Origin of the sequence: Stenotrophomonas maltophilia group sp. Smal12 (genome assembly GCF_037079935.1) — a bacterium.
In the GTDB taxonomy this organism is placed as follows: domain Bacteria; phylum Pseudomonadota; class Gammaproteobacteria; order Xanthomonadales; family Xanthomonadaceae; genus Stenotrophomonas; species Stenotrophomonas sepilia.
Genome location: NZ_JBAWUK010000001.1, coordinates 200,956 through 218,143, shown reverse-complemented (window position 1 = coordinate 218,143; position 17,188 = coordinate 200,956). Strand labels below are relative to the sequence as shown.

The 17,188-nt window shown below is 66.5% G+C and carries 23 protein-coding genes, 1 tRNA gene and 1 pseudogene; 10 read left to right on the top strand and 15 right to left on the bottom strand.

Going from position 1 to position 17,188, the window contains the following annotated elements:
- The first annotated feature begins 22 nt into the window (after positions 1-22).
- The 5 genes from WDC87_RS01030 to dxs all read left to right on the top strand — a co-directional run bounded on the left by WDC87_RS01030 (position 23) and on the right by dxs (position 6,122).
- Complete coding sequence (locus tag WDC87_RS01030; protein ID WP_005417806.1) at positions 23-574, top strand: lipocalin family protein; 552 nt, start codon at positions 23-25, stop codon at positions 572-574.
- 141 nt (positions 575-715) lie between these two features.
- Entirely contained in the window at positions 716-1,192 is a 477-nt protein-coding gene (locus WDC87_RS01025) for an LEA type 2 family protein (protein ID WP_072169136.1), read from the top strand.
- A 64-nt stretch (positions 1,193-1,256) separates the two neighbouring features.
- On the top strand, positions 1,257-3,047 hold the full coding sequence (locus WDC87_RS01020) for an acyl-CoA dehydrogenase C-terminal domain-containing protein (RefSeq protein WP_061478075.1): 1,791 nt from the start codon (positions 1,257-1,259) through the stop codon (positions 3,045-3,047).
- 396 nt (positions 3,048-3,443) lie between these two features.
- Positions 3,444-4,109, top strand: a complete 666-nt coding sequence (locus WDC87_RS01015; RefSeq protein ID WP_252745046.1) for an HNH endonuclease — start codon at positions 3,444-3,446, stop codon at positions 4,107-4,109.
- Positions 4,110-4,214: 105 nt separating this feature from the next.
- Positions 4,215-6,122: a 1-deoxy-D-xylulose-5-phosphate synthase gene (gene dxs / locus WDC87_RS01010; RefSeq protein WP_111200650.1), complete on the top strand. Its 1,908-nt coding sequence runs from the start codon at positions 4,215-4,217 to the stop codon at positions 6,120-6,122.
- 132 nt (positions 6,123-6,254) lie between these two features.
- On the opposite strand, the gene WDC87_RS01005 is transcribed toward dxs, so the two are convergent.
- The 3 genes and pseudogenes from WDC87_RS01005 to WDC87_RS00995 form a co-directional block, all read right to left on the bottom strand.
- Entirely contained in the window at positions 6,255-6,458 is a 204-nt protein-coding gene (locus tag WDC87_RS01005) for a hypothetical protein (RefSeq protein ID WP_005417823.1), read from the bottom strand.
- A gap of 174 nt (positions 6,459-6,632) precedes the next feature.
- Positions 6,633-7,194: pseudogene (locus tag WDC87_RS01000) on the bottom strand (DUF3011 domain-containing protein).
- A gap of 132 nt (positions 7,195-7,326) precedes the next feature.
- On the bottom strand, positions 7,327-7,533 hold the full coding sequence (locus tag WDC87_RS00995; RefSeq protein ID WP_072169134.1) for a hypothetical protein: 207 nt from the start codon (positions 7,531-7,533) through the stop codon (positions 7,327-7,329).
- Positions 7,534-7,934: 401 nt separating this feature from the next.
- Here WDC87_RS00995 and WDC87_RS00990 point away from each other — a divergent pair, with 401 nt between their 5' ends.
- From WDC87_RS00990 to WDC87_RS00980, 3 genes are read left to right on the top strand one after another with little or no spacing between them, the layout of a single operon-like run.
- Entirely contained in the window at positions 7,935-8,219 is a 285-nt protein-coding gene (locus tag WDC87_RS00990) for a hypothetical protein (protein ID WP_072169133.1), read from the top strand.
- Positions 8,220-8,231: 12 nt separating this feature from the next.
- A complete protein-coding gene (locus WDC87_RS00985; protein ID WP_072169132.1) occupies positions 8,232-8,465 on the top strand; it encodes a DUF1653 domain-containing protein in 234 nt (77 codons plus the stop codon).
- Between the two features lie 33 nt (positions 8,466-8,498).
- Positions 8,499-8,831 (top strand): SMR family transporter, encoded by a 333-nt coding sequence (locus WDC87_RS00980; protein ID WP_053499229.1) that lies wholly within the window; start codon positions 8,499-8,501, stop codon positions 8,829-8,831.
- Between the two features lie 22 nt (positions 8,832-8,853).
- Here the strand turns inward: WDC87_RS00980 and WDC87_RS00975 are convergent, their stop codons facing one another.
- From WDC87_RS00975 to WDC87_RS00955, 5 genes are all read right to left on the bottom strand, one after another.
- The gene (locus WDC87_RS00975) at positions 8,854-9,027 is read right to left on the bottom strand and encodes a DUF1328 domain-containing protein (protein ID WP_005417836.1); all 174 of its coding nucleotides are present in this window, start codon (positions 9,025-9,027) and stop codon (positions 8,854-8,856) included.
- Positions 9,028-9,121: 94 nt separating this feature from the next.
- On the bottom strand, positions 9,122-9,763 hold the full coding sequence (locus WDC87_RS00970) for a LysE family translocator (protein ID WP_072169130.1): 642 nt from the start codon (positions 9,761-9,763) through the stop codon (positions 9,122-9,124).
- A gap of 98 nt (positions 9,764-9,861) precedes the next feature.
- A complete protein-coding gene (locus WDC87_RS00965) occupies positions 9,862-10,470 on the bottom strand; it encodes an ATP-dependent Clp protease proteolytic subunit (protein ID WP_005417839.1) in 609 nt (202 codons plus the stop codon).
- Positions 10,471-10,507: 37 nt separating this feature from the next.
- The gene (locus WDC87_RS00960) at positions 10,508-10,858 is read right to left on the bottom strand and encodes a polyketide cyclase (protein ID WP_072169129.1); all 351 of its coding nucleotides are present in this window, start codon (positions 10,856-10,858) and stop codon (positions 10,508-10,510) included.
- Positions 10,858-11,169 carry a metalloregulator ArsR/SmtB family transcription factor gene (locus WDC87_RS00955; RefSeq protein ID WP_072169128.1) on the bottom strand — a complete coding sequence of 104 codons (312 nt, stop codon included), beginning with the start codon at positions 11,167-11,169 and terminating at the stop codon, positions 10,858-10,860. Before WDC87_RS00955 ends, WDC87_RS00960 begins: the two co-directional genes overlap by 1 nt.
- An 86-nt stretch (positions 11,170-11,255) precedes the next feature.
- On the opposite strand from WDC87_RS00955, the gene WDC87_RS00950 reads away from it, so the two are divergent.
- Positions 11,256-11,948 carry an aspartate/glutamate racemase family protein gene (locus WDC87_RS00950; RefSeq protein ID WP_088496163.1) on the top strand — a complete coding sequence of 231 codons (693 nt, stop codon included), beginning with the start codon at positions 11,256-11,258 and terminating at the stop codon, positions 11,946-11,948.
- Between the two features lie 12 nt (positions 11,949-11,960).
- Here the strand turns inward: WDC87_RS00950 and WDC87_RS00945 are convergent, their stop codons facing one another.
- Positions 11,961-12,356, bottom strand: a complete 396-nt coding sequence (locus WDC87_RS00945) for a hypothetical protein (protein WP_061478088.1) — start codon at positions 12,354-12,356, stop codon at positions 11,961-11,963.
- A 242-nt stretch (positions 12,357-12,598) separates the two neighbouring features.
- Between WDC87_RS00945 and WDC87_RS00940 the strand changes: the two genes are divergently transcribed.
- Complete coding sequence (locus WDC87_RS00940; RefSeq protein ID WP_227836944.1) at positions 12,599-13,114, top strand: DUF3011 domain-containing protein; 516 nt, start codon at positions 12,599-12,601, stop codon at positions 13,112-13,114.
- Positions 13,115-13,317: 203 nt separating this feature from the next.
- Here the strand turns inward: WDC87_RS00940 and WDC87_RS00935 are convergent, their stop codons facing one another.
- The 6 genes from WDC87_RS00935 to pheT form a co-directional block, all read right to left on the bottom strand.
- Complete coding sequence (locus WDC87_RS00935) at positions 13,318-13,659, bottom strand: phosphotyrosine protein phosphatase (protein ID WP_252745045.1); 342 nt, start codon at positions 13,657-13,659, stop codon at positions 13,318-13,320.
- Positions 13,656-13,856 (bottom strand): hypothetical protein, encoded by a 201-nt coding sequence (locus WDC87_RS00930; protein WP_065196606.1) that lies wholly within the window; start codon positions 13,854-13,856, stop codon positions 13,656-13,658. The genes WDC87_RS00935 and WDC87_RS00930 overlap by 4 nt, the downstream gene beginning before the upstream one ends.
- A 117-nt stretch (positions 13,857-13,973) precedes the next feature.
- Positions 13,974-14,050, bottom strand: a tRNA-Pro gene (locus WDC87_RS00925).
- A 68-nt stretch (positions 14,051-14,118) separates the two neighbouring features.
- Complete coding sequence (locus WDC87_RS00920; protein ID WP_053518690.1) at positions 14,119-14,475, bottom strand: MerR family transcriptional regulator; 357 nt, start codon at positions 14,473-14,475, stop codon at positions 14,119-14,121.
- Entirely contained in the window at positions 14,456-14,755 is a 300-nt protein-coding gene (locus WDC87_RS00915) for an integration host factor subunit alpha (RefSeq protein ID WP_005410432.1), read from the bottom strand. The genes WDC87_RS00920 and WDC87_RS00915 overlap by 20 nt, the downstream gene beginning before the upstream one ends.
- Before the next feature lie 27 nt (positions 14,756-14,782).
- Positions 14,783-17,164: a phenylalanine--tRNA ligase subunit beta gene (gene pheT, locus WDC87_RS00910; protein WP_252745044.1), complete on the bottom strand. Its 2,382-nt coding sequence runs from the start codon at positions 17,162-17,164 to the stop codon at positions 14,783-14,785.
- Positions 17,165-17,188: the final 24 nt, after the last annotated feature.

The window sequence follows — 17,188 nt, the reverse complement described above, 5'->3', positions numbered from 1 at the left end:
GACTCCTGCCTGGAGCCTGACGATGCCTCTGCGCCCCGCCCTGTTCGCCTGCCTGCTGCTGGCCGCTTTCCCGGTGATCGCCACTGAACCTGTGCGCGCGGTCGAGCGCTTGGACATCGATCGCTACGCCGGCCAGTGGCACGAGATTGCGCATCTTCCGGTCTCGTTCCAGAAGCAGTGCGTGGGCGAGATCACCGCCAACTACGGACTGCGCAGCGATGGCCGCATCAGTGTCACCAACGCCTGCCGCAACGGCGACGGTGAGCGCGTGGTCGCCGAAGGCGTGGCTCGCGCGGTGGCCGGCCATCCCGGCCAGTTGCAGGTGCGCTTCGCGCCGGACTGGCTGAGCTGGGTCCCGCTGGTCTGGGCCGACTACTGGGTGCTGGCGCTGGATCCGGACTATCAGTGGGCGCTGGTCGGTGAACCGGACCGGAAGTACCTGTGGATCCTCTCGCGCCTGCCGGAAATGGATCGCGCACGCTTCGAAGCGCTGAAAGAAAAAGCCGAGGCCATGGGCTACGACCTGCGCCCGCTGCGCCTGATGGCCCCGCTTCGCGATACGCCCGCCGATTGAACCGCGTCGCAACCGCGGCGCCGCGCACGCCCGGCCCCATCTTCACGCGCTACCCTCTGCGACGGGTCGCCACAGGCGATCCAAACGACCATACGCCGTAGTATGCTTATTCAAACGCACCCCTCCAGAGGACTTGCGCCCATGCTCCACCGTTTCCGTATCGCCTTGATTGTCCTGTGCACCCTCGCCCTTGTTGCCTGCAACAACGGCATCGTCAAGCGTGTTTCGGAACCGGCGGCCAGCCTGCAGCAGCTGACCGTGCGTGCCGACGGCAACTGGACCGTGGCCCTGCGCCTGCAGAACTTCAGCTCGATGCCGATGACCTTCGATGACGTCTCGCTGGCGCTGACCGTCGGCGACAACGAAGCCGGCACCCTGCAGGCCAAGCCCGGCATCTCCATCGGCGGCACCTCCGCCGACGTCATCAATGTCGACCTCGTGCCCAGCTCGGCCGCGCGCCTGGTGGTGGCCGATGCGCTGGCCAGCAACCGCACCCTGGCCTATGGCCTGAAGGGAACGGTGGCGGCCACGCCGCAGGAAAAGAAGCAGCGCAGCTTCGACATCAGCAGCCGCAGCACCCTCAACCAGGCCCCCGGCCTGCCCGGCGTGCTGCGCTGAACCCGCCTTTCGTGGCGGCGCCCGGCGCCGCTCTCCCCTGCCCTGATCAAATCGAGACGTACCGATGAGCAGCTACACCGCCCCGCTTTCCGACCTCCGTTTCGCCCTGCACGACGTGCTCAAGGTCGAACCCCTGTTCGCCCGCCTGGGCTTCACCGACGCCACCGCCGACGTGGTCGATGCCGTGCTGGAGGAAGCCGGCCGCTTCAGCGCCACCGTGCTGGCCCCGCTCAACAGCGTCGGCGACGAGATCGGCTGCGTGCTCGACCAGGCCACCGGTGAAGTGACCACCCCGCCCGGCTTCAAGCAGGCCTACGACCAGTTCGTCGATGGCGGCTGGACCGGCCTGACCGCCTCGCCGGAGCTGGGCGGCCAGGGCCTGCCGCACACCCTGGGCGTGCCGCTGAACGAAATGATCAACGCCGCCAACCTGGCGTGGGGCAACTTCCCGCTGCTCTCGCACGGCGCGATCGAAGCATTGAAGCAGCACGGCGAGGCCTGGCAGCACGAGGCTTTCCTCAAGCCGCTGATCGAGGGCCGCTGGACCGGCACGATGTGCCTGACCGAACCGCACTGCGGTACCGACCTCGGCCTGCTCAAGACCAAGGCCGAGCCGAACGCCGATGGGAGCTATTCGATCACCGGCACCAAGATCTTCATCACCGCCGGCGAGCATGACCTGACCGGGAACATCGTGCACCTGGTGCTGGCCAAGCTGCCCGACGCTCCCCCGGGTGCCAAGGGCATCTCGCTGTTCGTCACCCCGAAGTTCAAGGTCGACCGCGACGGCAACGTCGGCGAGCGCAACGCACTGCGCTGCGGCTCGATCGAGCACAAGATGGGCATCAAGGGGTCGGTCACCTGCGTGATGAACTTCGATGGCGCGCAGGGCTACCTGGTCGGCCAGCCGCACAAGGGCCTGCAGGCGATGTTCACCATGATGAACACCGCGCGCCTGGGGGTCGGCCTGCAGGGCATCGGCCTGTCCGAGCGCGCCTACCAGAACGCGCTGAAGTACAGCCGTGAGCGCCTGCAGTCGCGCGCCCTGAGTGGTGCAAGGTTCCCTGACAAGCCGGCCGACCCGATCCTGGTCCACCCGGATGTGCGTCGCATGCTGCTGACGGTGAAGTCGCTGGTCGAAGGCAGCCGCCTGCTGGCGCTGCACGCCGCAACCCTGATCGACGTCGCCCACCATGCCGAAGATGCGGCCGAGCGCGAGCGCGCCGACACCCTGGTGAGCTTCCTGACCCCGATCTCCAAGGCCTGCCAGACCGAATGGGGCATCGAGAACACCTACAACGCCCTGCAGTGCTTCGGCGGCCACGGCTACATCCGCGAACACGGCATGGAACAGCTGGCCCGCGATGCCCGAATCACCACGCTGTATGAAGGCACCACCGGCATCCAGGCGCTGGACCTGATCGGCCGCAAGACCGCGTCCAGCCAGGGCGCCGGCCTGAAGCTGATGCTGGCCGAGATCGAAGCCTTCGCCAAGGAACACGAGGGCAACGAAGCGCTGGCCGAGTTCATTGGCCCGCTGCGCGCCAAGGCCGCCGAATGGGGCAAGCTGACGATGGATGTGCTCCAGCGCGCGGCCGGCAATCCGGACGAACTGGGCGCGGCCAGCTACGACTACCTGTTCTATTCGGGTTACGTGGTGCTGGCCTACTGGTGGGCCCGCAGCGTGGCCGCCGCCGATGCCAGCGCGCACGGCGCCGCCTTCGCCCAAGGCAAGCGCGAGACCGCGCGGTTCTACTTCGCCCGCGTGCTGCCGCGCACCCTCAGCCACGCCGCCGCGATCCAGTCCGGCGCCGCCCCGCTGATGGCGATGGACGACGAGCGATTCGGCGTCTGAGCCGGGCTGCCGCCCGGCACCCGCGGTAGTGCCGGCCGCTGGCCGGCAACCGCAACAGCAACAGCTGCATCCCGGTGGATGGCGGGGCGGTGTGGCCTGGCAGGACACGCCGTAAACCCATCCATGGGGGCTCGATGGCGCCATCCATGGCGCCAACGGTCCTGCCACCCCACACCGCCCCGCCTCTGACAGTTCCCCGCGAACTGCCGTAGATCCACGCCACGCGTGGATGAGAACCACCGGAATCCATCTGGAGAAAAGCCCCCCTTTGTTAAGGAGGGCGCACCGACAGGTGCGGGGAATAGGAGGAATGCGCGGACCTGAATGTTGACGATTTGTGTATCGCCTGTCGGCGATACACAAATCGTCAACATTCAGGTATAAGCTGTTCTCCCGATGGAGACAGACACTACACGCTTGGGTCTGATCGAAGCCGGAGCTCCGTTTTCTGCTCCGGGCGCCGAAGCATCGCCCAACGCCACGACGCTGCATCGCCCCGGTTCGGTCCGGCTGCTCTCGCTTGATGCCCACGGACGCGTACTGGACTGGATCACCTGGCAGGATGCGGCCTGCCTCTACGCCCGCGAGGCAGTGGCCTGGACGCTTGGCGATCCCTGCCTGCACATCCACGGTGGCACCAACCGCTTCGGCGGCCTGCAGAGCGGCATGGACCTGCACCCGATCATCGCTGCCCGCGGCCACGCCCGCTCCCGCGCGATCGACCCGACGCCGAACCTGACCAACCAGGCCCTGTTCGCCCGCGACGCCCATCTGTGCATGTACTGCGGCCAGCAGTTCACCCGCCCGACGCTCACCCGCGACCATGTCATGCCGCTGTCCAAAGGTGGCCTGGACTGCTGGGAAAACGTGGTCACCGCGTGCTTCCACTGCAATTCGCGCAAGAGCGACCGCACCCCGCAGCAGGCCGGCATGCCCCTGCTGGCAGTGCCCTACCGGCCCAGCTGGATCGAGCACCTGATCCTGTCCAACCGCAACATCCTGGCCGACCAGATGGCCTTCCTGAAGGCGCAGTTGCCCAAGCGCTCGAAACTCAGCACCTGAACGCCCGAACATGCAACCCTCACCGTCCTGTCACGGACGGCGGCGTTTGCTTGCCCCACCCCCGTTTGAGGGCGAAAATGGGCGTTCAGAAAAAGTGCGAACATGATGATCGACTCTGCCCGCTATCCCCGCCTCGCGCGCATCCAGACACCGGATGACCTACGCACGTTCGACGAATCCGAATTGAGGGCGGTCGCCGACGAACTGCGCGCCTACCTCATCGAATCGGTGGGCAAGAGCGGAGGCCACTTCGCCGCCGGCCTGGGCGTGATCGAACTGACCGTGGCCCTGCACTACCTGTACCAGACCCCGGTCGATCAACTGGTCTGGGACGTCGGTCACCAGACGTACCCGCACAAGATCCTGACCGGCCGCCGCGACGAGATCCATACCGTCAAGCAGAAGGACGGTGTCGCGCCGTTCCCGAAGCGCGAGGAAAGCGAGTACGACACCTTCGGCGTCGGCCACTCTTCCACCTCGATCTCGGCCGCGCTCGGCATGGCCATCGCCCGCCAGTCCGAAGGCGACGACCGCAAGGTCGTGGCAGTGATCGGTGACGGCGCGATGACTGCCGGCATGGCGTTCGAGGCGCTGATGCACGCTGGTGGCATGGAGCCGGAGCCGAACCTGCTGGTGATCCTCAACGACAACAACATGTCGATCTCCGAGGCAGTGGGCGGCCTGACCAAGATGCTGGGCCGAGCGACCGGCAGCCGTACGCTCAACGCGCTGCGCGAAGGTGGCAAGAAGATCCTCGGTGACAAGAAGAACAACCCGGCGCGTTTCGTGAAGCGCTGGGAAGAACACTGGAAGGGCATGTTCGTGCCCTCCACGATGTTCGAGGAAATGGGCTTCCACTACACCGGCCCGATCGACGGCCACGACATGCCGGCGCTGTTGTCCACCCTGAAGACGCTGCGCGCCTCCAAGGGCCCGAAGCTGCTGCATGTGATGACCACCAAGGGCAAGGGCTACGAGCCGGCAGAAGGCGATCAGATCGGTTACCACGCCGTGGGCCCGTTCGATCCGGACAAGGGCCTGGTGGCCAAGGCCGGGGCCAAGAAGCCGACCTATACCGATGTATTCAGTGACTGGCTGTGCGATGCCGCCGCCGCCGAGCCGCGCCTCTACGGCATCACTCCGGCGATGCGCGAAGGCTCTGGCCTGGTGCGCTTCAGTAAGGAATATCCGCAGCGCTATTTCGACGTGGCGATCGCCGAGCAGCACGCGGTCACCCTCGCCGCCGGCATGGCCACCCAGGGTGGCAAGCCGGTGGTGGCGATCTACTCCACTTTCCTGCAGCGTGCGTACGACCAGCTGGTGCACGACGTGGCGATCCAGGATCTGGACGTGCTGTTTGCGATCGACCGCGCTGGCGTGGTCGGTCCGGACGGCGCGACCCACGCCGGCAACCTCGACCTCAGCTTCCTGCGCTGCGTGCCGAACATGGTGGTGATGGCACCCTCCAATGAAGCCGAGTGCCGGCAGATGCTCAGCACCGGCCTGCAGCACCCAGGTCCGGCTGCCGTGCGCTACCCGCGCGGTACGGGTACCGGCGTTGCGGCCGGCACCGACCTGTCGACCCTGCCGATCGGCAAGGGCGAGCTGCGTCTGCAGGGCAACCGCATCGCCCTGCTTGCCTTCGGCAGCACCGTGCCCGCCGCCGAGCAGGTCGGCCGCGAACTGGGCCTGAGCGTGGTCAACATGCGCTTCATCAAGCCACTGGATCGCGAGCTGGTGCTGGCCATGGCCGCCCAGCACGAGGGCCTGGTCACGATCGAAGACAACGTCGTGGCCGGTGGTGCCGGTTCCGGTGTCGGTGAGCTGCTCAATGCCGAAGGCGTGCTGCGTCCGATCCTGCACCTGGGCCTGCCCGACAGCTACCAACACCACGCCAGCCGCGAGGACCTGCTGGCCGAAGCCGGTATCGATGCGGCCGGCATCCGCGCCGCCGTGCTCAAGCGTTGGCCACAGCTGGCCGCAGGCAACCCGCCGCTGAGTGCCGCGGGCTGAGGCCGATCAGGAATCCACGCATCACGGGAAGGTGCAGCCGAAGGCTCGCACCTTCCACGGTGGAAGCAGGTGGTTCCACGCCATGCGTGGATGGCCGAACCCCGCAGGCCTGCCCCAGCAGGCGCCCCACGCTCAACCGTAACTGACCGCTTCCACGAACGCCCCGCTGGCCTCCACGCGCACGGCGGCGCGCTGCCCGGTGTCGACGAAGTGCAGGCGGGCAAGGGTCTCGGCAAAGTCATAGGCTCGTGCGCCATCACGGAACTCGATCGGCTCCGGCCTATCCGGGTGCAGCACGCGCCACTGGCGCTGTTCGCATTGCAGGCGGATCAACATGCAGCTCACTCCTTGAGGCAGCGTATCGACGGCGGCGCGATGCTGATGCCGGCTACGGCAATCGACATCACCGGGTATCAGGGCACGCAGGGCGCCCTGATCACAGACGATACGTCGTTCAAAATGTGAGCTGTATCAGATTATTCTGATTTTCACGGGTTGAACCCGTAAAGCTCAGTTCACCTGGAACTGCGCCCTGCAGCCATCGCTCACCCAGATGCCGCGGCGATCCCAGCCCCAGCTCTGGCCTTCGATGCAGGCACTGCGCGAGTCCTGGCGGATCAGGCGCACGCCCCGGCGGATGCGGGCATCGCAGTACTCCTGCCGGTGGCCATTGGAATGGCAGGTGACCACATCGCCACCACCCCATCCATTGCCGTTGCCCCAGCCGCCGCCATTGCCGCCCCAGCCGCCCCAGCCGCCGCCGCGGCGGTATTCACCAACGAATTCGGCACGGCACCCCTGTGTGACCCAGACGCCGTTGCGCGACTGGCCCCAGGTCTCACCTTCCACACAGGGCGAACCGGACAATTGGCGGATCAACCGCGCGCGGCCATCCAGGCGGCACTCATTGCTGCGGTTCTGACTCGCAGCGCACGATGCCACTGCCATCGCGGCCGCCATAGCGGTCGTCGTCGTAGCCGTAGCCATAGCTCTGCGCCTGGGCGCCGCCGGCGGCCGCCAGCATCGGCAACAGGGTGCAGGCCAGGGTGCGCCAGGTGAGTGCCTTGCCCATCGAGATCTCCAGATGAATACGATGGCGCAAGCATCCGGGATTCACGGCCCGGCGCACAGAGGGAGCGGCGATGGCAGTTGTTCCCCCATTCAAACAACTCAACCGTGGCTGACTGCACCAAGGGGGCTGGCGTCACTCTCCAACGTAAAGCGCGTCTACCGTGTTGCCAAGCGCCTCGACCCGCACCGTGCTGCGCTGGCCGGTGCGGCGGTGATGCTCCAGGGCCAGCGCGGCGGCGGCATCAAAGGCGTCGGCGCCCCGCGCGTAACCCGTGGTGTCGCTCAGCTGCGGATGCAGTACGGACCAGCGCTGGGCATTGCATTGGACGGTGATGACCATCGGAGTCTCCTGCGGATGAAAGGGTGCAGTGGCAGGCAGTTGGCCGCTTGCCGTTACACCATCAGGCTAGCGACCGCCTCCGGGATGGCCTATCAGATTTGTACGAAAATGCCGCGCCCTCGCATCGGATCTCGGCTTTCCTCACATCCCTGAGTCCGTTTAGCCCGTTCATTCCGTGATCCTTGTCACGGAGTCAGGCTGGCTTCACACTACCGTCATCAACAGGGGCCCCTTCCACATGCGCACCTTCCTCCCGCACCAGCGTTCGACGTTGCTGAAGTTCTATTTCGTGGCCTGCTATCTGATCCTGATCGAAGAGTTGATCCGCGCCGCCGTGCATTGAGCGCTTGCTGACGGGCTATTTGCGACAGAAAATGTCGCTTTACGCACGGAGCTCGCGCATGAAGGTGCTTCTTCTGATTCCAGCGCTGCTGGTTCTGGCCGCCTGTGCCAGCCAGGACACGGCGACCGCGCGCGCTGATGCCGCTGAGGCGTCGCCAGCGACGCCGGTGGTGGGGGGCGACCGTGACGCACACGGCTGTATCGGCTCTGCTGGCTATCAGTGGTGCGAACACAGCCAGCGCTGCGAGCGCCCCTGGGAACTGGCGCAGGCGCAGGGCCTGGCCAACACGGCCGAGGCCATCGACGCGTACTGCGCCAAGCCTGCCAGCCCGGCGCGCAAGTGAGCACGCCCTGCCATGGCTGAGCTGACTCCCCTGCCCGATCTCGTCCGTGGCCGGTATCGCCACTTCAAGGGCGGCGAATACGAGGTGATTGATATCGTCCGCAGCAGCGAGACGTTGGAACCGATGGTGCTTTATCGCGCACTCTATGGCGAAGGCGGCCTGTGGGTACGCCCCTACCCGATGTTCATCGAGCAGGTTCCGGGCGAACACGGCCCGCAGGCGCGCTTCGCTCGCATCGACGATTGATCCGGTGCGACCCGCAGTGACCCGGAGCCCGCGATGAACCCCTATATCTACCTGGCCGCCGCCATCGTGCTGGAAGTGATCGCCACGTCACTGCTGAAAGCCTCGGACGGCATGAGCCGGCTGTGGCCGACAGTGGGCGCGCTGGTTGGCTATGGGCTGTGCTTCTACCTGCTGTCGGTCACCATGAAGTCGGTGCCGACCGGCATCGCCTATGCAATCTGGTCCGGCGTCGGCATCGTGCTGATTTCGCTGATCGGCCTGGTGGTGTTCAAGCAGCGGCTGGATGCACCGGCATTGATCGGGATAGGCCTGATCTGCGCCGGCGTACTGGTGATCAATCTGTTCTCGCGCAGCAGCGCGCACTGAAGACGCTGCTGCGCGACTGGCGCTAGCTGACCTTCTTCGCCACGCTCATGCCGATCAGGAACAGGACCACGGCGATGATGATGCCTGCCCAGAACAGGAACTTGGCGATGCCCACGGCGGCGCCAGCGATGCCGCCGAAGCCCAGCACGCCCGCGATGATGCCGATGATGGCGAAGATGATGGCCCACTTGATCATGTCGATCCTTTCCCTGCAGGGAATGCAAACGGTGCGATCAGGCTAGGCCGCCACCGATGCGGCGCTCGTGAACGGGCCGCGTGTGCGGCGTGAATCAACGCGGCCGGAAGCGCAACAACGCCACTGCGAAGGCCAGGAACACGCTTCCCACCAGCCGCTCGAACCAGCGCCGTGCGAATGGCTTTGCAAGCCAACGGCGCAGGCCGTGGCCACCGGCTGCGTACATCACGTACCAGAACAGTTCGCAGGCCGCGAAGGTTGCCACCAGCACGCTGTACTGCACGGCCTGGCTGCGCGACGGGTCCACGAACTGTGGCAGGAACGCTGCGGCGAACAGCAGTAGTTTGGGATTGCTCAGGCCGACCCACAGGCCGCCGCGGAACACCGCGCCTGCGCCATGTACCGGCGCCAGTGTGACCTCGGCAGCATCGGCCACCGCGGGTGCGGGCCGGCAACTGTCACGCCAGGCCTTGATGCCGAGCCAGGCCAGGTAGGCCACACCGAGATAGCGCAGCACCTCGAACAGCATCGGCGAGGAATGCAGCAGCGCACTCAGGCCCGCTGCGGAAGCCGCCAGCACCAGCAGCATCGCCAGCAGGCAGCCGGCCATGGCCGGCACACTGCCACGGAACCCCAGCCCGACGCTGCGGCCAAGGATGTGCAGCATGTTGGGCCCGGGCGTCCCGCACAGCACGAAGACCGTGGCCAGGAACCACCACCAGGTATGCAGGGCCATATCAGGCGTCCACTTCAGAACATCCAACCAGCATAGAGTGCGCCGGCCTGGCGCGGCACACACAGTGCAGCATGGATGCGGTGGTTACAGAGGCAGACTCAGGCCGCGAGCGCGTCGCGCCGTACCAGTACCTGGTCGATCAGGCCCCATTCGCATGCCTGCTCGGCACTCATGAACCGATCGCGGTCCAGGGTCTGTTCGACCTCCTCGAAACTGCGTCCGCAATGCCGCGCATACAGCTGGGTGATGCGCTGCTTGGTGCGCTGCATCTCCTCGGCGTGGATGAAGATGTCCGAAGCCTGGCCCTGCACCCCGCCCAGCGGCTGGTGCACATGCAGGCTGGCATTGGCCAGCGCCGCGCGGTGACCCGGCTCGCCGGCCATCAGCAGGAACGAACCCATCGACCGCGCGGTGCCCATGCACAGCGTATGCACCGGGGCCGAGATGTATTGCATCGTGTCGTACATCGCCAAGCCGCTGGAGATCACCCCGCCCGGCGAGTTGATGTACAGATGGATCGGCTTCTCCGGATTTTCAGATTCAAGGAACAGCAGTTGCGCGCAGACCAGCGCCGATACGGTGTCATCGACTTCGCCGTTGAGAAAGATGATGCGCTCGCGCAGGAGCCGCGAGTAGATGTCATAGGAGCGCTCACCGCGCTCGCTGCGTTCCACCACCATCGGTACCAGCTGCATTCTGTCCCGCATGTGCCTGCTCCCTGTAGCGTTCGATCCAGGCGCCGGCTCACGCCGCGCGCATCACCGTGCGATGGTCATCGTTGGACGCCGGCGGTATCAGCGCGCGCCGGTCGGTGAGCCGGTGCACGATGGTCAGCACCGTTCCCCCATCCTCATCACCGCGCAGCCGGAAACACACCAGGCTGTGCAGATGTGGGGGCTGTGCATCGCGCAAGCGGAATCCCAGCTCCCGCCCCTCCTCGCACAGGCAGGGCTGTGGATCGGCAAGATCGGCGGCAGGCAACCAGCGCTCACGCAGTGCCGGATCGAACAGTGCGCGCCAGACCCGTTCCGGTGGCACAGGCAACCGCTGCTCCATCACCAGCGCGGGAGCCGCTTCCTCCAGAACATCGTCCATCAGTCCATCTCCTCCAGCAGGTTCTGCAGTGCGGACATCCGCGCCGGCCAGTAGGCCCGGTACCGCTGCAGCCAGCGACCGATGTGGGCCAGCCCGCGCGGATCGACTTCATAGTGGACGAAACGTCCCTGACGCTGCTCACGCACCAGCCCTGCATCGCGCAGCACTGCCAGGTGCTGGGACATCGCAGACTGGCTGATCGCAATGCCCTCACGTAGCGCGCTGGCATGTTGCCCGCCATCGGCCAGCTTTTCGAAGATATGGCGGCGGGTGGGGTCGGCCAGCGCCTTGAACAGGGCGTTCTCGATCATGGCCTATACATTAGCGATTACTAATGTGTCGTGCAAGTCCCGCATCGGTTGTGCTGCAATGACGGCTCCCTGGCATGGAGCTGAGCATGAAGACCCTTGGCCTGATCGGCGGCATGAGCTGGGAAAGCTCCGCGCAGTACTACCGTCTCATCAACGAGGCGGTGCGGAACCGCCTCGGTGGCGCCCATTCGGCGCAACTGCTGCTGTGGTCGGTGGATTTCGCCGGCATCAAGCAGTTGCAGCACGACGGTCGGTGGGATGTGCTGGGCAACCACATGCTCGATGCTGCACGGCGACTGCAGGCCGGTGGCGCCGAGCTGCTGGTGATCTGCACCAACACCATGCACACGCTGGCCGACCGGATCGAAGCCGAGTGCCGGTTGCCCCTGCTGCATATCGCCGACCCGACCGCCACGGCGATCCTGCAGGCCGGCATCCGCAAGGTGGGACTGCTCGGCACCGCCTTCACCATGGAGCAGGCGTTCTACCGCGACCGGCTGCAGGACCGCTTCGGGCTGCAGGTACTGGTTCCGGAGGCTGATGATCGCCGCTGCGTGCACGACATCATCTACCAGGAGCTGATCGCCGGCGTGGTCAGCGAGCACTCGCGGCAGGTGTACGCCGGCGTGATCGCGCGGCTGGTCGCGCGCGGCGCCGAAGCGATCATCCTCGGCTGTACCGAGATCATGCTGCTGGTGCGCCCCGAAGACAGTGCGGTGCCGTTGTTCGACACCACCACCCTGCACGCGCTTGCGGCGGTGGACGCGGCGCTGGCCTGACCGCGCGCAGCGTCAGCCTTCGCCCTGGACTTCCAGTGCGGTGATCAGCCAGTCGACCACGGCTTGCGAATCACACAGGAAGAAGATGGCATCGCCCGAACGCGCTTCGGTCAGCAGCCGATAGACGGTAATCGCCACCGCCGACTGGTTAGCGATGAACACCTCCGGGCTGCGCGGCCCTTCGCTGTGGCCGGCCACGGCGTGCAACGCCTTGCGCGCAGCCACGGTGGCGGGCGGGTCTGCGCTGCGGGTCAGTTCCGGCCCGCGCAGGCCCCACGCAATGAACACATGCTTGCCCTTGAACGTGGTGTCCAGGACACGCACCTGCCCAGCCTCTGCGCCAGCCGAGCGATGAATGACGGTACTGCTGATCAACGCAACCCCCTGTGGTCGTCGTGGTCCGCGCATCCTCCTCCGCAAGCCGGCTGCACGCCAGTGACGGCAGCCACAGGCTGCGCCGGCATGCGTGGGAGACATGTAAGAAGGTGTAAGCCGATGCGATCGGATGTGCCGCGATGATAAGGGATGTAAGGCCCTGCATGGGCCGGTGCGCACTACTAAATCCCCACTGAGCCAGCGCCGGAACGATCCGTTCCGACGGCCTCGGGCTGGTCCATTCTTGCGGCCCATTCCCCCTGCCGAGGCTCTCCATGACCCATCGCCTGTTGCCGCCCATTGCCACCTCCGCCCTGGCCCTGCTGCTGGTGGCCACCACGGTGGCCGCCCAGGACTACGTCAGCGATCACATTCCGCCGCTGCGTTGCGAGTCGCAGTTCAACAAGACCCAGCAGTGCCCGATCGAAGGCCGCATGCGCATGGCCAGACAGCTGTCGGTCACCCGCTGCGTCGAGGACCAGAACTGGGGCCAGAGCCGCCGCATGCTCTGGGTCACCGAAGGCTGCCGCGCTGAGTTCGTGGCCGACGAACAGGGACGCGCCCGCTGGCCGGGGCGCGGCCGGGACCGTGACCGGGATGACGACGGCGAGCGCCTGGTCTGCGAGTCCTACGAACAGAAGGACAAGGAATGCCGCATCCGGGTGCGCCATGGAGTGCGCTTGGTCAAGCAGAAGTCGGTGACGCCGTGCGTCGAGGACCGCAACTGGGGCTGGGACCGCCGCGGGGTGTGGGTCAGCGACGGCTGCCGTGCCGAGTTCCGCGTGTATTGACTGCCGACCACACGCTGGCTGTGGCGGATACGCAGACACGGCCGACGTGATCGATGGACCGGGCGCATCCAGCCCAGGAGCCTTCGATGACGCCACCCGATCCTTCCTCGACGATGCTGCATATCCGCGAGGTGATGCCCGCCTCGGGTTCTCACCGGCAGCGGCATCGTGCATGGATTGGACGAAGGCGATCCGGAGCTGATCTACCGCTTTTCCGGCAGCTGATCGAGATACATGGTCACCTTTGCGTCCAGCAGGTCCATCAACGCCGGATCCATGCAGCGATAGTCGTCGGGGATGTCCAGGCAGTGCACGCGCTTGTGTTCCAGCAGGCGCGCGTACGCGGCCTGCAGGCGATGCTGGTGCTTGGCCTCCATCACGAAGACGACATCGGCCCAGCGGATATCCGCCGGGCCGATGGGGCGTCGTGCGTGCGGGCTGGTGCCGGCCGACTTCGCGTTGAAGCCGGGCCGCCGTCGCCACATGGCTTCGGCGGTCGGGCTACGCAGCTGGTTGCGGCTGCAGACGAACAGCAGGTTGATCATTCCTGTTCCTGCAGTTGGCGAGGGCTGAGGACCGGATAGGTGAAGCCCAGCTGGCGTGCACGCGCGAGCTTGGCATCCCGCGTATACAGCAGCTTCCAGTTCTTCTCGGGCTTGTAGCGGTAGGCCGTCGTGGCGCGGTCGCCACCACGGTTGCGGGCCTGGCTGCGACGCCAGGCACGGTTTCTTGCAGATTCCATGATGTGTTCTCGTGAGTACCGGGTTCAGCAGCCGCGGTAGTACGAGTGGCGCGCAGCATACACCGCACGCACAAAAAAGCCCACGCATCGCTGCGCGGGCTTCCTGATTCATCACAGTGGTCGGGACGGCCGGATTCGAACCGACGACCCTCTGCCCCCCAGGCAGATGCGCTACCAGGCTGCGCTACGCCCCGACTGATGCTGCGATGTGCCCGCCAGTGCGGCGGGCCGTGAAGTATAGCGGATTACGATGGAAATGGGATCAGCGGCGCAGCAACTGCAGCACTTCTTCCAGTTCCATGCGCACCTGCTTGATGATCTGGTTGCTCAGCGCCGATTCCTCGCGGGCATCGGGACCCTCCAGGCGCAGGCGTGCACCACCGATGGTGTAGCCCTGTTCGTACAGCAGGCTGCGGATCTGCCGCACCATCAGCACGTCATGGCGCTGGTAGTAGCGGCGGTTGCCTCGGCGCTTGGCCGGCTCAAGGCTGGGAAACTCGGTTTCCCAGTAGCGCAGGACGTGCGGCTTGACGTCGCACAGCTCGCTGACTTCACCGATGGTGAAGTAGCGCTTGGCCGGGATCGGCGGTAGTTCGCGGTTACTGCCCGGATCCAGCATAAGCTTCCACCCTCTCCTTGAGCTTCTGGCCCGGACGGAAGGTGACCACCGTACGGGCGGAAATCGGAATTTCCTCGCCGGTCTTGGGGTTGCGACCCGGGCGCTGGTTCTTGCGCCGCAGATCGAAATTACCGAAACCCGACAGCTTCACCTGACGTCCCTGTTCCAATGCTTCACGCAGCACATCGAAAAACGCGTCGACGAATTCCTTGGCTTCCCGCTTGTTCAGACCGACTTCGTCGAACAGCTTTTCCGCCATCTCCGCCTTGGTCAATGCCATTGCCTGCTACCCCCGAGTGCTGCCCGCTCAGCCGCGGATCCGGGCGTGGTGTTCACGCTCGATGGCAGCGACCGCCTCGGCCACCACCGCATCCACGTCGCGGTCCGTCAGAGTGCGCGACTTGTCCTGCAAAATCAAGCCCATAGCGAGACTCTTGAACCCCGGCTCGACGCCCTGGCCAACATAGCGGTCGAACAGGTTCAGGTCGCGCAGCAGCGGGCCGGCGGCCTGGCGGACGGTCGCGGCCAGATCGGCCCAGGCCACCTGTTCAGGCACCAGGAACGCCAGGTCGCGACGCACCGCCGGGAAGCGCGACAGCTCGCCGGCACGGGGCAGGCGACGGGCGGTCAGCGGTTCCAGATCCAGCTCGAAGGCGTAGACATCGGCCTCGATATCCATCGCCTTGGCCAGGCGCGGGTGGATCTGGCCGATCCAGCCGATCGCCACGCCATCGCGGAACACCTCGGCCGACCGCGCCGGGTGGCCGTAGGCACGGGACGACGGGCGGAACTCCAGTACCGCACCACTGGCAGCCGCCAGCGATTCCAGGTCGCCCTTCAGGTCATGGAAATCAACCTTGCGGGTCGGCAGGCCCCACTGCACCGCCTGCGCCTCACCGCAGACAGCTGCCGCGACGCGCGGCGTTTCCAGCGGTGCCAGTTGGCCATCTCCGGCCTGCTGGGCGAACACGCGGCCGAGCTCGAACAGGCGCACGCGGCCGAGCTGGCGGGCGGCGTTGCGGCCCAGCGTGGCGACCAGGCCCGGCAGCAGCGACGGGCGCATCACAGCCAGTTCGGCCGACAGCGGGTTGGCCAGCGGCACCAGGCCGTCGCGCAGCTGCCACTGGGCCAGCAGGGCATCGTCGACGAAGGCGAAATTGACGGTTTCCTGCAGGTCGCGGGCGATCAGCTGGCGACGCACGCTCAGCGCGTCCAGCTGGGTCTCGCTCGGCATCGCCACGCGCGAGGCACCGCCCGGCAGCGTGGTCGGGATCTGCTCGTAACCGTGGATGCGGGCCAGCTCTTCGATCAGGTCTTCTTCAATGGCGATGTCGAAGCGGCGGCTCGGCGCGGCGACCTGCCAGCCCTCGGCCGTGGCAGCCACGTCCATGCCCAGCGCGCGCAGGATGCGCTCGACTTCCGCATCGTCGATGGTGATGCCGAGCACGCGGGTGATGCGGGCGCGGCGCAGCACGATGGTTGCCGGCTGCGGCAGATCGGCTTCACGCACGGCCTCGGTAACCGGCGCCGGGGTACCGCCGGCCAGGTCCAGCACCAGGCGGGTGGCGTATTCGATGGCGGTGCGCGGCAGTGCCGGATCTACGCCACGCTCGAAGCGGTGGCCGGCATCGGTGTGCAGGCCCAGCTTGCGGCCACGGCCCATGATCGCAGCCGGCGCGAAGTGCGCGGCTTCCAGGAACACGGCAGTCGTCGCGTCGGTGACGCGGGTGTCGAAGCCGCCCATCAGGCCGGCAAGGCCGATCGCACGATCGGCGTCGGTGACCACCAGGAAGCTCTCGTCCAGCGCGGCATCGCGGCCGTCCAGCAGCTTCAGCGTCTCGCCCGCGCGCGAACGGCGCACGGCAATGCTGCCCTGCAGGGTGCCGAGGTCGTAGGCATGCATCGGCTGGCCCAGCTCCAGCATCACGTACTGGGTGATGTCGACCAGCAGCGAGACCGGACGCACGCCACTGCGGCGCAGGCGCTCGGCCATCCACAACGGGGTTTTGGCGGCGGCGTTGACGCCTTCGATGACGCGGCCCAGGTAACGCGGCGCTTCGGCGCCAGCGTCGAGCTGGATGCTCAGCTCACGGCTGCCGACCGCCGGAATGGCGTCAGCGGCGAAGTCCAGCACTTCGCTGCGGGTGGCGGCGGCGACGTCGTAGGCGATGCCGCGCAGGCTGAAGCAGTCGGCGCGGTTCGGGGTCAGCTTGATCTCGATACTGGCGTCCGGCAGGCCGAGGTACTCGATCAGGGCATGGCCGACCGGTGCGTCATCGGGCAGCTCCAGAAGGCCGGAGGCATCGTTGTCCAGGCCCAGCTCCTTGGCCGAGCACAGCATGCCGTTGGACTCCACGCCGCGCAGCTTGGCCGGCTTGATCTTCAGCTCGCCGATCTGCGCACCCACCATGGCCAGCGGCGCGACCAGGCCCGGGCGCGCGTTCGGTGCGCCGCAGACGATCTGCAGCAGTTCGCCCTGCCCGGCATCGACCTTGCACACCTGCAGGCGATCAGCTTCGGGATGGCGCACGGCCTCGACGATGCGCGCCACGACCACGTGATCGAGGCCTTCGCCCAGCGCGGTCACGTCTTCCACTTCCAGGCCGATGGCGGTCAGCACTGCACTCAGTTCATCGCGCGAGGCGCCGGTCGGGACATGGCTGCGCAGCCAGTTTTCGGAGAATTTCATGGTGTCACCCTGGTGGGCCCGGCG